The following is a 14,739-nucleotide window of genomic DNA, read 5'->3' as shown; positions in this document are numbered from 1 at the left end:
AAGATCGCGTCGCTTAAACTGCGTAAATTTCAAATGACATACCATCGCTAATACCAACCAAAACAAACCCAGCCAATCCGCTGGGTTTGTTGTATCAGCGAAACAGACTATTACATAACCAAAACTGCTCTATGCTTTACTCTGTGGAGCTTAGCCGCACTAGTACTCATTTTCACAATGGCTTCCATCTTCATTGTAGAAACTAGAAACTAGAAACTAGAAACTATCTTTAACTCTAAATTTCAGGCATAAAAAAAGCAAACCGAAGTTTGCTTTTTTGGTAATACTTTAATTTATCTAAAAATTAAAGAACTACGATATTCTCTGCTTGAGGACCTTTTTGGCCTTGAGTTACAGTGAACTCAACTTTTTGACCTTCAGTCAAAGTTTTGAAGCCAGTTCCAGTAATAGCACGGAAATGAGCGAAAACGTCAGGGCCATTCTCTTGTTGAATGAAACCGAAACCTTTAGACTCGTTGAACCATTTAACTGTACCAGTAGTAGTAGACATATTTTTTCCTATAAATTTAGTAATTTGCCTCAAATTGAGGCGAGTTGTGTGCTGAAGCGTGTTGCAATTACTTATGATCTACAAGACGAGGTACTGCTATGGAACATCGAAACAATGTGCATAAATATCAAACTTACTTTCAAGCCTGCGTAGTATATCCCTCCCGTTGCGAAGGTCAACAACTATTATTGATAGAAGTGTATAAACAAGATGAAGTGTATCAATAAGTTACTTAGATTTAACAAATCAAATCAAGTCAAACATAGCGAATATTGGCGACATTTCTGGCCACTTAAAAGACTGCAAACGGACGTTTTTTTGAGCAGCGATTTCAATCCAATCTAGTCATTAATAATGCTGAAATTATAAACGCTGCAAAATCCTTCTAAGGTGCAGTACTCATGTGTTTGCTGCTAATGGGTAACAAACAGATAGCAGCACAAAAAGCGGCTATAGAAGCAAGCCAGAAGGTCAGTTCTGCACCCTCGCCTTGTGACCATAAGCTTCCTGCTCCAAAGTTACCCAAAGCTCCTCCAATACCAAAAGCCACACTGATATAAATTGCTTGTCCACGGCTTTGAAATATTTTTCCAAAATACTGATGAATGAAGTGAATTGATGCCGCATGGGTCATCCCAAAACTAAAGGCATGCAACATTTGACTGATAATTAACAAATAAATATTGTCAGGAAAGGCTGCTAATAAAGCCCACCTAAATGAGGTCAACCCAATACTTAAAACAAGTATCCACTTAACACCACAGCGTTTGATAACACCACCGGCAATGACAAAAATTCCTACCTCTACTATCACTCCAACGGCGATCAGCCAACCGGTCGCCTGACCGCTATAACCTAGATCACGGGCATAAAGCGCAAAAAAACCGTAATAAGGGCCAAAACTTACTTGTAGTAAAAGTGCTGACAATAGAAAACACAAAAATACTGGTGTTAATATTTTATGCCAAATAGATGCCTGAGCTTGCTGACTTGCTATCAGTCTTTCAGGTTCTAGCAGAAAAATAGACCCAACAAATAGCAGGAATAACACAGCAAGCGTGATGATCACTGGCGCTTCAGCCGAATAAGCGTCAATCATCATGCCGGTAAAGATGGTCAGTAAGATATAGCCTATGCTGCCCCACAATCTAATACGTCCATATCGTGTACTATTACCTTGTATACACGACATGGTCAGCACTTCAATTTGCGGCAGTATAGCGGTGCTAAACATCATCATTAAACCGATGACTAAAGTTAAACCCCAAAAACTATCCACCACCAACACTAAACTTAGTGTGGCAAGGCTTAACAAACATCCTAGTTGTAAGGTTCTTAAATTTTTTCCGGACTTGTCTGCCAGCAATGCCCACATGTAAGGGCCAACTATTCTCGACAGCGTAATAACCGCCGTTAACTGGCCAATATCGGCGGATGAAAATCCGCGTGAATCCAGAAATACTCCAAGATAAGGGATAAACACCCCTATCTGGCCGAAATAACACAGATAGGTAAACGCTAAGAGCAGTAGATTAGTGTTGGAAAAAGCCTGTTGCTGCAAAATAGTCAGACAGGCAATTAAGCCTGTCCTGGAATGATGGGCGTAGTTTTAATAACATCTGCGTTTTGACCACGGTGTCTTAGTAGGTGATCCATAATCACTAAGGCCATCATGGCTTCTGCGATTGGTACCGCTCGTATGCCTACACAAGGGTCATGACGCCCTTTGGTGATCACCTCGGCACTTTGCCCATTAATATCGACTGTTTCACCTGGCACACTAATGCTAGAGGTTGGTTTAAGCGCCATATGGACAATCAAATCCTGGCCGCTAGAAATACCACCTAGAATGCCTCCAGCTCGATTACTTTTAAACCCTTGTGGCGACATCAAATCCCGATGTTCACTGCCTTTTTGCTCAACTACCGCAAAACCATCACCTATTTCTACGCCTTTAACAGCATTAATACCCATCATCGCGTGGGCAAGCTCAGCATCGAGCCTGTCAAAAATCGGTTCGCCTAGGCCAACGGGCATATTGGTGGCGACAACGGATACTTTGGCGCCGATAGAATCACCTGATTTTTTCAGCTCACGCATGTATTCATCTAAAGCTTCCAACTTGTTGGCATCAGGACAAAAGAAAGCATTGGTATTGGTAATCGAATGATCAACGTTCTCCATTTTAATCGGACCAAGCTGGGATAAATAACCTAGTACCTCAATCCCAAATTGCTCTTTTAAGTATTTTTTTGCCACCCCACCGGCGGCTACGCGAATTGCCGTTTCACGAGCTGACGAACGACCACCACCGCGGTAATCCCTTAAACCGTATTTTTGTTGATAGGTATAATCGGCATGGCCCGGACGAAAAGTATCTTTTATCTTGGAATAATCATTACTACGCTGATCGGTATTTTTGATCAATAAACCAATACTAGTGCCGGTAGTACGTCCTTCAAATACACCCGATAAAATCTGTACTTCGTCTTCTTCACGGCGTGCAGTGGTATAACGAGAAGTTCCCGGTTTACGTCGATCTAAATCAATCTGCAAGTCGGACTCAGAAATAGCTAAGCCTGGAGGGCAACCATCAATGATGCCGCCAATTGCAATACCGTGGCTTTCGCCAAAAGTGGTAACAGTGAAAAGTTTACCAAAGGTATTCCCCGCCATTATTTTTTCCCTTTTTTACTGTAAATAAAGCTATAAATGAAAAATGCTGTCAGTTTTCTCAAGCTATTTAACCACTTGATGCCTGTGCTGATTAGTGTTGAATAGCGCGCCAATATTCCACTAAGTCAGTTTTATTGATGGCAAATACACCACTGCCACCATTCTCAAACTCAACCCAAGTAATGGGTAACTCTGGATATTTGATTGGCATGTGTACTTCACTATTACCAACCTCAACAAACAACCAACCACCATCCGTTAAATGCTCTGGTGCCTGACGTAATATCTCGTCAACCAAATCCAAGCCATCTTCTCCGGCCGCTAAGGCCAACTCTGGCTCATGGTGATATTCATCAGGTAAATCATCCATATCTTCAGCATCAACATAAGGAGGATTACACACGATTAAATCGTATTGCTGCCCTTGTAATGCCGACATCAAATCAGATTGAATAGGAAATACCCGCTCGGCCAAACCATGTTCACTAATATTGAGTTCTGCCACGTCTAATGCATCGGTACTAATATCAACTGCATCGATCTGAGCATTTTCAAAAGCATAAGCCAAAGCAATAGCAATACAGCCACCGCCAGTGCAGAGATCCAAAATACTCAGAGGTTCATAAGTTAGCCAGTTATCAAAATTATTTTGGATCAATTCGGCAAAAGGTGAGCGTGGGATCAGTACTCTTTCATCAACATAAAATGGCAATTCACAAAACCAAGCCTGATTAGTTAAATAAGCTGTCGGAATACGTTCATTCACTCGACGTAAGATCATGGCGATCACAGATATTTTTTCAACTAGAGTCAAACGGCTATGAAAAAGTTGATCACCCGTTTGTAGTGGTAAATTTTGCGGCAAATGCAAAAGTTGCAAAACAAGACTAACCGCCTCATCCCAAGCATTATCGCTACCATGACCATAATACAAACCGGCTTCATTAAAACGGCTGACAGACCAGCGCACGATATCTAAAATACTCTCTAGTTCGTTTGCAGTTTGCTCAATATTAATTTGTTGATCCATGCTGTACTTATCTATTTTTGTAGTAGACCCAAACTGCTTGGGTATATATTGAAGGATAAGGCCTATGTGACCTACCGCAGTTTTTGTTATGCTTCACTTAGTGCACTACAAAACCTTAGTTAGATGAAAATTATAAAGCCTAAACAAAATGTCGACCAGCCTACGGTTGATTTAGACCTGTTCAATCAGGAAACCAGCGGCATAGTGCCATTAAAGCAGGACAAAATACCGCCTCAACGCTTTTCCAGCAAGTATATTTCCCAAAGCAAACAAAAAAACCTTAATGAGCGTACTCAAATAAAGCAAGTCACAGCCAGCTTTGTTTTCTCAGATGGCTTTGAAGGTTATTTTAATCCCGACGAAAAATTGAAATACCTTAAAGTTGGTGTTGATAATCATGAGATCAAGCGTTTAGGCCGCGGTGACTACAGTCCAGAACTATTATTAGATTTACATGGTTTGACACAAGAAGATGCCAAACTAGAAATCGCCGCCTTATTACATGCCGCGCACAAACAACATGTGCACTGCGTTTCGATCATGCATGGTATAGGCAAGTTTATCCTGAAAAAAAGTGTGCCCAACTGGCTTACTCAACACCCTTATGTACTAGGGTTTCATCAAGCTCCAGCAGAATGGGGCGGAAAGTCTGCTTTGTTAGTATTGTTAGATGTACCTGACAACCACAAAAAAATTTAGGTCTTATACCAACTCCATTAAATAAATGTACACTCATGCTAGCTAAACAAACGCCAAAACCAACCTTCGGATAATTCTTCTTCACAGGTTTTAAGTTGCTTAGCGTAGGTTATTGAGCGTGACTGCACGGTATTGGCCACTTTTATAAGCCATGGCTTTTTGTTAAAAGACTTACGTTTATAACCACCCCAGCCTTCGTGATAATTTAGATATTGTTTTTCAGCATCCCATTTAGATACGCCATTAATCTTATGGGTTTTGCTGATAAACCAGCCCATAAAATCAATAGCATCATCAAAATCCGTGCGGTCAGCCCAGCTATTATCGGTTTCTCTGACATAGTCATCCCACGTGGGTGTTTTTGCCTGAGAATAACCATAGGCCGTACTCACATGCCCCCAAGGAACTAAACCAAAAAAATAATAGGCTTTAGGCGGGCGCGCTTTGGCTTTAAAGGAACTTTCTTGATACATCATCGACATAGGCACATGAATGGGTACTCCCCACTTGTCTTGCATGTCCTTTGCAGCATCATACCAATCGCGTTTTTCAAAAAAAATGTCACAAATATTACTGGTATTTTGCGGCGGCGTAACCGTGCAAGCCTGTAATAACACGAGGCTAATTAAGCTAGTAAAAAAATATTTAAATTTTTTATTTTTTTCTGTGAACTTATTTCGCATTAACCACTCTTAATTAGCGTGTGTTCTAGTTTTGTGTGTTTTCCCTGGTAGTAGCTTTAAGGCCTGATGCAAATCAGGCTTTTTTTTGCCTTCAATTTACCGCCAATGCAACGTCAGCCAAACCAAAATAATCCGCTAAAAATTCATCAAAGGATTGCACATCTTCAGCTTCAATTTCTTGTTGTTTAGTTAGCGACAATTGCGCGTGACTATCTAACTCTGCTTCAGACAACTGTTGATATTTACCGGCTAACAACTGTTGTTTATAGGTATCAGCCAACGTTATCCCTAACTGTCCGTTATCTTGTTGGTTATTTAGAAGGGTTGCTAAGATCCTAGCCGAAGGTGTTAACGCAGGATTGATGATCTTTTGCCATTCCACCGCGAGCGCCTGAGTGTAATCACTGCAATTATTAGCACTATCCAATACCTTGGCGACTTCATTCATCTCAGTAAATAGATTATCTGCCCATTGTGGTAAAGAGATCGGCTGCCCTTGCCTACTTAATAACAACTCGGGATCACGTCCAGCATTAACCACAGCCTTAAGATTGGTTTCGGTTTCCTGATACTGCTCAGCCTGCATAAACTCGCTAGGATTGATTGCGCAATACACCAAAAACACATCCAAGAAGTAAAACTGATTACGCTCTATGCCAATTGCACTAAATGGATTGACATCTAAAGCACGTACTTCAACGTAATTAACGCCTCTGGCATCCAAAGCATCTGAAGGTTTTTCGAGACGTTTCGTCGGTTGTTTAGGACGAATAGGTGAATACAACTCGTTTTCTATCTGCAATACGTTGGCATTTAACTGCTGGAGCTGGCCATCTTTACGCTGGGCATATTTTTGGTAGGCCAGCGAAGGTTTATTGATCGCCTTGCGCAAAGATTGGATATAGGTGTCCACTTCGTTGTAGCAAATATTCAAACCAGATTGTGCGCTGTTGGTATAGCCTAAATCGCTCATCCTTAATGACGTAGCATAAGGCAGATAATAGGTACCTTTGCCGTGTTTTTTAAAAGGTAAGGTGGTGGTTTTTCCTTTTATAAAGGAACCACATAGGGCCGGTGATGCGCCATATAAATAAGGTATCAACCAACAAAAACGGCGATAGTTTCTAATCAAAGCAAAATAACTGGCTGAGATAGAATCTTTATTCACATCATCATGACTGGTTTGACTGATCCATAATTGCCAAAAACTATCAGGCAAGGAAAAATTAAAATGCACCCCTGAAATCGCCTGCATCATACTGCCATAGCGGTTTTTTAAGCCTTGTCGATATAGGGTTTTCATTTTGCCAATATTAGAAGTGCCATATTGGGCCAAAGGAATATCATCATCACTTCTGATAAAACACGGCATGCTCATAGGCCATAATTTTTCATCACCCATATGGCTCAATACGTACTTGTGCAAGTCTTGTAACTGACTCAGCGTCACGTCGGCAGAAGTTTCAGGTGGCGTAATAAATTCAAGTAAAGATTCTGAAAAATCCGTAGTAATAAAATCATGGGTCAAAGCTGAACCAAACAAACTATTATGAGGTGTCTGCGCCAAATCACCGTCAGGCTTAACTCTCAGGGTTTCTCTTTCAACCCCGTGTTTGATCTCAGTTAAGCTAGACTTGACGAGATCTTGTTGCAAAATCGCTAGGCGCTGGGCGAAAGTAGTAGAATGTATTTGCAAAGTGTTATTCCAATATATAGGCAGTGTTTGACTAGACACTGCAATGGCTAATTCAATTCCATCAAAGCTGAGAAACTTCACCCGAGCATTGAAATTATGCGTTATTGCCGAAAAAAAGCGTAGTTGTTTACTGCTTGCCAACAAGCACCATTATTACCAACACTCTACTATGATGCTCAACACGTTAATATCAAGTCATTTACTCAGGAATAAATGTAAATCTATATTTATATCCCTATGCTAGCGCAAATAACGGATGATTTTGCGGATCTTGCTCCATGTTAGTATTTAACAGGCTTTTTTGTCTGTTAAACTAGGCAGGTTTTGTAATATTAAATTTCTATCTTGCCCTAGCAGCATCTGAGCGGCAGCCACTAAAGGTCATTCTCTTGATTGAAATAGTCTTTGAACATCGGGATTTTATTGTCATTAATAAGCCACCCTTTATTGCGGTACAAAACGAAGTGGATCAATCAGGCATATTGCCGCTAGTTTGTGAGCAGCTTGGTGTGGCCAAATTGTGGCTGGTGCACCGCTTGGATAAAGTCACCTCTGGTTTATTGATCCTCGCTAAATCAGAACAAGCAGCGGCTGAATTTGGCCGACTGTTTGAAGCCCATTTGGTACAAAAATACTATTTGGCGATTAGCAATAAAAAACCCAAAAAGAAACAAGGCACAGTCAGTGGCGGAATGAAAAAAGTCCGTGATGGTTTGTGGATATTGGATAGTAGTCAGACGCAACGCGCCACCACCCAATTTTTCAGCTATGGCATTACGACAGGTTTGCGCCTGTTTGTACTTAAACCCCTCACCGGCAAAACCCATCAAATTCGAGTGATGATGAAAAGTCTCGGAAGTCCTATCTTAGGTGATGAGTTATATAAAGCTGACTGCGCAGATCGTACTTATTTACATGCTTACGCCCTAAAATTTAACTACCAGCAGCAAGAGATAGAATTAGTATGTTCGCCGCAAACCGGCGAAGCATTTAATGATGCAACAACCCAAAATTTACTAGCGAGCCTTACTAAACCTTGGGACTTAGTTTGGCCAGCGCATAAGTTACCTCGCTAACATGAAAGTCACGATAAGCAAAACAAAGCCATGAAAATCAGCATCATTGGCAATGGAGCCATTGGGAATCTGTTGGCCTTTAATTGCCAGCAGCTCAAACTGGATTATCAGGTTATCACTCGCGGCGGTTTACCGATTGAACTTGAAGTAACAGACAATATTGGTCACCAACAACGACTGTCCTTGCCAGTCTCCACCTTAAAGAGCCTAAGCAACAGCGACATCATTATATTGCCCCTTAAGGCCTATCAGATTGCTGGATTTATTGAACAACACCAAAGCTTGATCCATGCTCAACAAACCTTAGTTTTGTTGCATAACGGCATGGGTACTATTGAAACAGTACAACAATTGTTGCCACACAATAGCCTAATTGCCGCCACTACCAGCTATGGTGCATTTAAACCCAATAATAATACTCTACAGATTAAAGGCATTGGTGAATCTCACTTTGGTTGGATAAATCAAACAAAAGACTGTCCAACTCAGATAGTTGAAACGTTGTTATCAGCATTATTACCACCTACAAGCTGGCATCAGGATATTCGTTTAGCTTTATGGCTTAAGTTAGCGGTAAATGCCGCAATCAATCCCTTAACTGCTTTATACAACGTGCCCAATGGCGCGTTAAGTGGAAGTGAATTTCAAACACAAATTAGCAATTTATGTGAGGAAATCAGCCGGCTCATGAGCTGTTTAGGTTTTACACTAGGCTCTGTTGAACTACTGCACAAAATCAATAAAGTGATTAAAGACACCGCGGACAACTTTTCATCAATGAACCGCGATGTGCATGCTAAGCGCCGTACTGAAATCGATTTTATTAACGGTTATCTTGTTCTGCAAGCCAAAAAATGTGGTTTAGAATGTCCTATCAATCTCAATTTATTCAATAAAATCAAAGCACTTGAAACTAAGTATTTACAATGATGGTTGAATGTTAAACACTCAGTTTATTGTCTGAAGTTACTAGTTGTAACAGATATTTAACTCTTGCAACTACAATTTGGTACGTAAACTGTACCTTAGGATAAAAATTTGAACGATTCCATATTGCTCACATTTGCTTCACATCCATTCACCGAATTTATGGCAATGCTTTTTTCGCTGTTGTATATTTTTTTAGCCGCCAAAGGCAATATCTGGTGTTGGTTGCCGGGTTTTGCCTGCACGTTTTTTTACACCTTTATTTTTATTTACCACAAGATCGACAGTCAAGTGATCCTCAATGTCATCTATATGGTACTTTCCGTAGTTGGTTGGATGATATGGCTCAAACCTTTAGCAGCCAAACAAACTAGTTTATTTATACATTGGCCCGCTTCGCTACATCTGCAATATTTTGCAACTTCAATCGTGGTAGCCTTACTTATACGTTATATCCTACCTTTTTGGTTTGACGAAAGTTTTGCTGTGATTGAGTCATGGCTGTTTTGTGCCAGCTTATTGGCTTCAATTTTAACGATTTATCGGGTGATTGAGGCATGGCTATACTGGATAGTGATTGACATTATTTCACTAGGTATTTATTGGCAATCCCAAGAAAATTCGATTTTATTGCTCTATTTTACCAGTCTGGTATTAGCTATTTATGGCTATGACAACTGGAATAAATTTCGCAAACAAGATATGCAACAAGCCGCAGAAAAAGATAATAAAGCAGTAACAACTTAATGTTTGATTGGAAGTTGCGACCCTAAACACCGTCTTTATTAAAAACAGCGGCATTTAGGGCAACAATAAAGCTATTTGAATAATGCTTTATTCAGCAACAGCTTCTGGTTTCATATGCGGGAACAAAATCACATCTTTAATGGTTGGGCTATCGGTGAATAACATCACCAAACGATCGATACCTATACCTTCACCTGCTGTAGGGGGTAAACCGTATTCTAAGGCACGAATATAATCTTCATCGTAATGCATGGCTTCATCATCACCGGCATCTTTTTCAGCAACTTGTTTTAAGAAACGCTCAGCTTGATCTTCAGAATCATTTAACTCAGAGAAACCATTAGCTAACTCACGTCCGCCAACAAAAAACTCAAAACGGTCGGTAATAAAATGGTTGTCATCATTACGGCGCGCCAAGGGTGATACTTCCCACGGATAAGCGGTAATAAAGGTCGGTTGATCAAGCTTGGCTTCAGCGGTAGCTTCAAAAATCTCACATAAATATTTACCCGCGCCCCAAATACCATCAACTGCAGGCTCTTTAATGTGCAACTGTTTGGCCATGGCTTTTAGTTCTGGCAAATGATTTTCTGGATCTTGGATCGCTGCCACATTGGCTTCTGGCCAATATTTAATCACCGCATCACTCATGGTTAAACGCGCAAAGGGCTGTCCAAAATCGTAGTTCTTTTCTTTTACTACGTTGCCTTCTTTATCCTTAACGGTATTTTTAACGATGGTCGAACCCAGGATGTCCTGAGCTAAAGTACGTAACATTTCTTCGGTTAAGTCCATCAAGTCGTTGTAATCAGCGTACGACTGATAAAACTCTAACATGGTAAATTCGGGGTTATGACGAGTGGATAAACCTTCATTTCTAAAATTACGGTTAATCTCAAACACGCGCTCAAAACCGCCTACCACTAAACGTTTTAGATATAACTCAGGCGCTATACGCAAATACATATCAATATCTAAGGCATTGTGGTGAGTTTTAAAGGGTTTAGCCGTTGCGCCACCAGGAATAACCTGCAACATCGGGGTTTCAACTTCCATAAAGTCACGTTTTGTGAGGAAGTTACGAATACCACTGACAATTTTGCTGCGAATTAAAAAGGTATCGCGAGTATGTTGGTTAGTGATCAAGTCCACATAACGTTGACGATATTTGGTTTCTTGGTCGGCTAGGCCATGGAATTTTTCAGGCAAAGGACGTAAAGATTTAGTCAGTAATTTATATTCCGTCATATTGACGTATAAATCACCTTTACCCGATTTATGTAGCTCACCTTTAACGCCAATAATATCGCCAATATCCAAACTACCGTAGCGAGTTTTAATGTCCGCTTGAGTGTCTTTTGAAGCGTAAGACTGAATACGACCAAACATGTCTTGCAGCAACAAAAATGGCCCACGTTTGGCCAAGATACGCCCAGCAATACTCACCACTTTACCTAACTGTTCCAATTGCTCTTTATCGTGCTCGCCAAACTCTTTTTGCAAATCGGCACTGTAAAACTCACGTCTAAAATCGTTAGGAAAGCCATTAGATTTACAGGTTTCACGCAATTGAGACAGTTTAGCGCGGCGCTCTGCAATTAGCTTATTTTCGTCATGTAGGTGTTCAGTCATCGCTTTTCCTAGGTGTCATTAACTTAATGGGTGTACTACAAACCAGACTTTAAACTGGCTTGAATAAATTTGTCTAGATCGCCATCCAATACTGCTTGGGTATTGCGGGTTTCTACACCTGTACGTAAATCTTTAATACGGGCATCGTCTAATACATAAGAGCGAATTTGACTGCCCCAACCGATGTCTGACTTACTGTCTTCCAAGGCTTGTTTTTCGACATTTTTTTTATGCATCTCGTGTTCATACAGCTTGGCTTTTAATTGTTTAAAGGCCTGATCTTTGTTTTTATGCTGGGATCGATCGCTTTGGCACTGCACCACGATATTGGTGGGTAAATGGGTAATACGTATCGCAGAATCGGTACGGTTAACGTGCTGACCACCAGCACCTGAGGCACGATAAGTATCGATGCGCAAATCAGCTGGATTAATATCGATTTCGATATCATCATCCACTTCAGGGTAAACAAACACTGAGGCAAACGAGGTATGGCGACGGTTACCCGAATCAAAAGGTGACTTACGTACCAAGCGATGTACGCCAGTTTCGGTACGCAACCAACCAAAGGCATATTCACCGGTAAACTTGATAGTTGCGCCTTTAATACCGGCTACATCACCGTCGGATACTTCCATCAATTCAGGTTTAAAACCATGGGCATCCCCCCAACGCAAATACATACGTAACAACATATTAGCCCAATCTTGGGCTTCAGTTCCGCCAGAGCCTGACTGAATATCCAAGTACGCATCATTGACATCATTAGGGCCAGAGAACATGCGTCTGAATTCAAGGTTTTCTAATTGCTCAACCAAGTCATCCAATTCTTTTTGCGCTTCGTCGAAGGTTTCTTGATCTTCGGCTTCTTGAGCTAACTCAACTAAGCCTTCTACATCTTCAGTACCTTTGGTTAGGTTATCAATGGTTTCGACCACTAATTCTAGAGCGACTTTCTCCTTGCCTAGCCCTTGTGCACGCTCGGGATTACTCCAAACATCGGCACTTTCGAGTTCACGATTAACTTCTTCTAAGCGTTCTTTTTTAAGATCGTAGTCAAAGATACCCCCTAAGGGACTCAGAGCGTCGTCTTATGTCCACTAGGAGATTAAGTATTGGATTGATTTCAAACATAAAATTACTGTCGATTCTGTATAGTTGAAGATGATTTCAGGGCGCGAATACTAGCGGATTATACGGCTTTTTGACAGAGCCAAATGGAATTAGTCAGTGCTGAATTATTTTTATGACTCGGCTTTATACCAATCCGTATTAGCTACGAATATGCTACAAGTGAGCTTTGGCTGTTTTATCTGTAGCTCGCAACTCGCAGCTCGTCGCTCGAAGCTGCTGTTGCTTTAGAAATTTACTGACGATTCAATTTGGCCATGGTTTCGGCCAATTCTTTACCAATGCGTTTTAAGCCGGCGATGGTTTGTTCATCATCAATGCCACCTTGCTCGTTAATCAAAGCTGCCACCTTAGACACTGCTTTTTGGTTGGGTAATACCATCACCCCGATATTTTCAAGCAACATACGTAAAGATACTAAACCACGTAAGCCACCGAGTGCACCTGGGCTGGCAGCCATAATACCAGCTACTTTACCTTTAAATACCTCCAGTGGTTTTTCACCCTCTTCACGACGGGATGCCCAATCAATTGTATTCTTTAATAAGGCACTGTAGGCACTATTGTGTTCAGGTGAAGCAATTAATAAACCCTCATGTTCCATCATTAACTGTTTGAATTTTTGTGCATTAGCAGGAACGCCTGACTTAGCTTCAAGATCTTCATCCATTAAAGGTAGTGGAAAATCGGCCAAATCGATCACAGTCACCTTGGCACCCGCGTCAATTGCGCCTTGTACTGCAATCTTGAGGATTGCTTTGTTAAACGAGTTTTTTCGTGCACTACCGGCAAAAGCTAAAATTTTAAGCATGGCTCACCTCCTTTTGGCAGAATATCCTAAGTAAGCTAATTATATAGACTTGGGAAAGAGCCTTAATGTTACCGCTTTTTTATGAGGTTTCAATGACAAAAAAGCGGATACCATCATAAGTGACGATATCCGCTTTCATTTAAAAATTTAATAATGAAAACAACATAGTTTAACTACAAAACTTATCGATACCCCAAATCATTGAAATTGCACGGCGGCGGCGAATGATTGCAGCCAACAAACGCGCAGTTTCAAGGATGAATGATATAATTACATCTTTTCCATGGTTTCTATGCCCAACAAATCCAGACCGAGTTTTAAACTACGGGCGGTCATATTGGCTAGTAGTAAACGGCTGGCTTTAACTTCATCACTGATGCCCTCTTTTAAAATCGGGCAAGCTTCATAAAAACTCATAAACAAGCTAGCAAGATCATATAAGTAAGTGCACAACACATGAGGCGTAGCATCTTGTGTAACCTGATTAAGGGCCTCAACACACTGCAACAACTTAATACCCAATAATTGTTCTTGCGGCTCAATTAATTGGATAGCGGCATCGGCTGGAATAACAAAGTCAGTTGCTTTGCGGAAAATACTTTGCACCCGAGTAAAGGCATATTGTAAATAAGGCGCGGTATTGCCCTCAAAACTCAACATACTGTCCCAGTTAAAAATATAATCGGTAGTACGGTTTTTACTTAGATCGGCGTATTTAACTGCACCAATACCAACCTTGTGAGCGATATCGCTACGCTCAGTTGCGTCAAGATCGGATTCTCGTTTATTGATCAATATTTGCGCGCGCTCAATGGCTTCATCTAATAATTCAGCCAGTTTAACGGTGCCACCGCTACGGGTCTTAAAGGGTTTGCCATCGGCGCCCAACATCATGCCAAAAGGGCAGTGTTCGTAGCTTTGACTCGGCTCAATAAAACCTGCTTTACGCGCCACCAGCTCAGTTTGTTTAAAATGCAAAGCCTGACGAGCATCGGTAAAGATCAAAGTACGATCGGCACCTAACACTTTGTTGCGATAACGTACGGCTGCTAAATCGGTGGTGGCATATAAATAACCGCCACCAGATTTTTGAATGATATAGACCGCAGGGTTGCCTTCT

General features: G+C 41.0%; 15 protein-coding genes. 5 read left to right on the top strand and 10 right to left on the bottom strand.

The window, feature by feature from the left end; translation table 11 throughout:
- Positions 1-304 precede the first annotated feature (304 nt).
- A complete protein-coding gene (locus AX660_RS17290; protein WP_068379496.1) occupies positions 305-511 on the bottom strand; it encodes a cold-shock protein in 207 nt (68 codons plus the stop codon).
- A gap of 98 nt (positions 512-609) precedes the next feature.
- On the opposite strand from AX660_RS17290, the gene AX660_RS23640 reads away from it, so the two are divergent.
- Positions 610-738 carry a hypothetical protein gene (locus AX660_RS23640; protein ID WP_268801391.1) on the top strand — a complete coding sequence of 43 codons (129 nt, stop codon included), beginning with the start codon at positions 610-612 and terminating at the stop codon, positions 736-738.
- A gap of 158 nt (positions 739-896) precedes the next feature.
- Here the strand turns inward: AX660_RS23640 and AX660_RS17285 are convergent, their stop codons facing one another.
- The 3 genes from AX660_RS17285 to prmB form a co-directional block, all read right to left on the bottom strand.
- On the bottom strand, positions 897-2,072 hold the full coding sequence (locus AX660_RS17285; RefSeq protein WP_235594772.1) for an MFS transporter: 1,176 nt from the start codon (positions 2,070-2,072) through the stop codon (positions 897-899).
- Between the two features lie 17 nt (positions 2,073-2,089).
- Positions 2,090-3,187, bottom strand: coding sequence for a chorismate synthase (aroC, locus tag AX660_RS17280; protein ID WP_068379493.1), 1,098 nt, complete (start codon positions 3,185-3,187; stop codon positions 2,090-2,092).
- 91 nt (positions 3,188-3,278) lie between these two features.
- A complete protein-coding gene (prmB, locus tag AX660_RS17275; RefSeq protein WP_068379490.1) occupies positions 3,279-4,217 on the bottom strand; it encodes a 50S ribosomal protein L3 N(5)-glutamine methyltransferase in 939 nt (312 codons plus the stop codon).
- A gap of 123 nt (positions 4,218-4,340) precedes the next feature.
- Between prmB and smrB the strand changes: the two genes are divergently transcribed.
- On the top strand, positions 4,341-4,916 hold the full coding sequence (smrB, locus tag AX660_RS17270; protein WP_068379487.1) for an endonuclease SmrB: 576 nt from the start codon (positions 4,341-4,343) through the stop codon (positions 4,914-4,916).
- Between the two features lie 38 nt (positions 4,917-4,954).
- Here the strand turns inward: smrB and AX660_RS17265 are convergent, their stop codons facing one another.
- Together AX660_RS17265 and gshA are read right to left on the bottom strand one after the other, a co-directional pair.
- Positions 4,955-5,599, bottom strand: a complete 645-nt coding sequence (locus AX660_RS17265; protein WP_201027463.1) for a transglycosylase SLT domain-containing protein — start codon at positions 5,597-5,599, stop codon at positions 4,955-4,957.
- Positions 5,600-5,690: 91 nt separating this feature from the next.
- A complete protein-coding gene (gene gshA / locus AX660_RS17260) occupies positions 5,691-7,295 on the bottom strand; it encodes a glutamate--cysteine ligase (protein ID WP_068380005.1) in 1,605 nt (534 codons plus the stop codon).
- A gap of 389 nt (positions 7,296-7,684) precedes the next feature.
- On the opposite strand from gshA, the gene AX660_RS17255 reads away from it, so the two are divergent.
- From AX660_RS17255 to pnuC, 3 genes are all read left to right on the top strand, one after another.
- On the top strand, positions 7,685-8,371 hold the full coding sequence (locus AX660_RS17255) for a TIGR01621 family pseudouridine synthase (RefSeq protein WP_407669402.1): 687 nt from the start codon (positions 7,685-7,687) through the stop codon (positions 8,369-8,371).
- A gap of 30 nt (positions 8,372-8,401) precedes the next feature.
- Complete coding sequence (locus AX660_RS17250) at positions 8,402-9,301, top strand: ketopantoate reductase family protein (RefSeq protein ID WP_068379482.1); 900 nt, start codon at positions 8,402-8,404, stop codon at positions 9,299-9,301.
- Between the two features lie 108 nt (positions 9,302-9,409).
- Positions 9,410-10,045 (top strand): nicotinamide riboside transporter PnuC, encoded by a 636-nt coding sequence (gene pnuC / locus AX660_RS17245; protein WP_068379478.1) that lies wholly within the window; start codon positions 9,410-9,412, stop codon positions 10,043-10,045.
- 87 nt (positions 10,046-10,132) lie between these two features.
- Here the strand turns inward: pnuC and lysS are convergent, their stop codons facing one another.
- From lysS to argS, 4 genes are all read right to left on the bottom strand, one after another.
- Positions 10,133-11,677, bottom strand: coding sequence for a lysine--tRNA ligase (gene lysS / locus AX660_RS17240; protein WP_068379475.1), 1,545 nt, complete (start codon positions 11,675-11,677; stop codon positions 10,133-10,135).
- Between the two features lie 35 nt (positions 11,678-11,712).
- Positions 11,713-12,811 (bottom strand): peptide chain release factor 2 gene (gene prfB / locus AX660_RS17235; protein WP_106404103.1). Its coding sequence is split into 2 segments (ribosomal slippage): positions 11,713-12,735 and positions 12,737-12,811, totalling 1,098 coding nucleotides; the frame shifts between segments, so codons are not numbered across the junction.
- A gap of 232 nt (positions 12,812-13,043) precedes the next feature.
- Positions 13,044-13,619, bottom strand: coding sequence for an NADPH-dependent FMN reductase (locus AX660_RS17230; protein WP_068379469.1), 576 nt, complete (start codon positions 13,617-13,619; stop codon positions 13,044-13,046).
- A 270-nt stretch (positions 13,620-13,889) separates the two neighbouring features.
- The coding region (gene argS, locus AX660_RS17225) for an arginine--tRNA ligase (RefSeq protein WP_068380002.1) at positions 13,890-14,739 on the bottom strand (850 nt) is incomplete at its 5' end.

The organism is Paraglaciecola hydrolytica, assembly GCF_001565895.1.
Classification (GTDB): Bacteria; Pseudomonadota; Gammaproteobacteria; order Enterobacterales; family Alteromonadaceae; genus Paraglaciecola; species Paraglaciecola hydrolytica.
Note: the sequence above shows the minus strand (reverse complement) of the source record. Positions and strands in the feature narration are given on the sequence as shown.

Bases quoted from the DNA above. Each gene is read 5' to 3' on its own strand.
- AX660_RS17290 (WP_068379496.1), bottom strand. From the start codon at position 511: ATGTCTACTACTACTGGTACAGTTAAATGGTTCAACGAGTCTAAAGGT.
- AX660_RS23640 (WP_268801391.1), top strand. From the start codon at position 610: ATGGAACATCGAAACAATGTGCATAAATATCAAACTTACTTTCAAGCC.
- aroC (WP_068379493.1), bottom strand. From the start codon at position 3,187: ATGGCGGGGAATACCTTTGGTAAACTTTTCACTGTTACCACTTTTGGC.
- prmB (WP_068379490.1), bottom strand. From the start codon at position 4,217: ATGGATCAACAAATTAATATTGAGCAAACTGCAAACGAACTAGAGAGT.
- smrB (WP_068379487.1), top strand. From the start codon at position 4,341: ATGAAAATTATAAAGCCTAAACAAAATGTCGACCAGCCTACGGTTGAT.
- AX660_RS17265 (WP_201027463.1), bottom strand. From the start codon at position 5,599: ATGCGAAATAAGTTCACAGAAAAAAATAAAAAATTTAAATATTTTTTT.
- AX660_RS17250 (WP_068379482.1), top strand. From the start codon at position 8,402: ATGAAAATCAGCATCATTGGCAATGGAGCCATTGGGAATCTGTTGGCC.
- lysS (WP_068379475.1), bottom strand. From the start codon at position 11,677: ATGACTGAACACCTACATGACGAAAATAAGCTAATTGCAGAGCGCCGC.
- AX660_RS17230 (WP_068379469.1), bottom strand. From the start codon at position 13,619: ATGCTTAAAATTTTAGCTTTTGCCGGTAGTGCACGAAAAAACTCGTTT.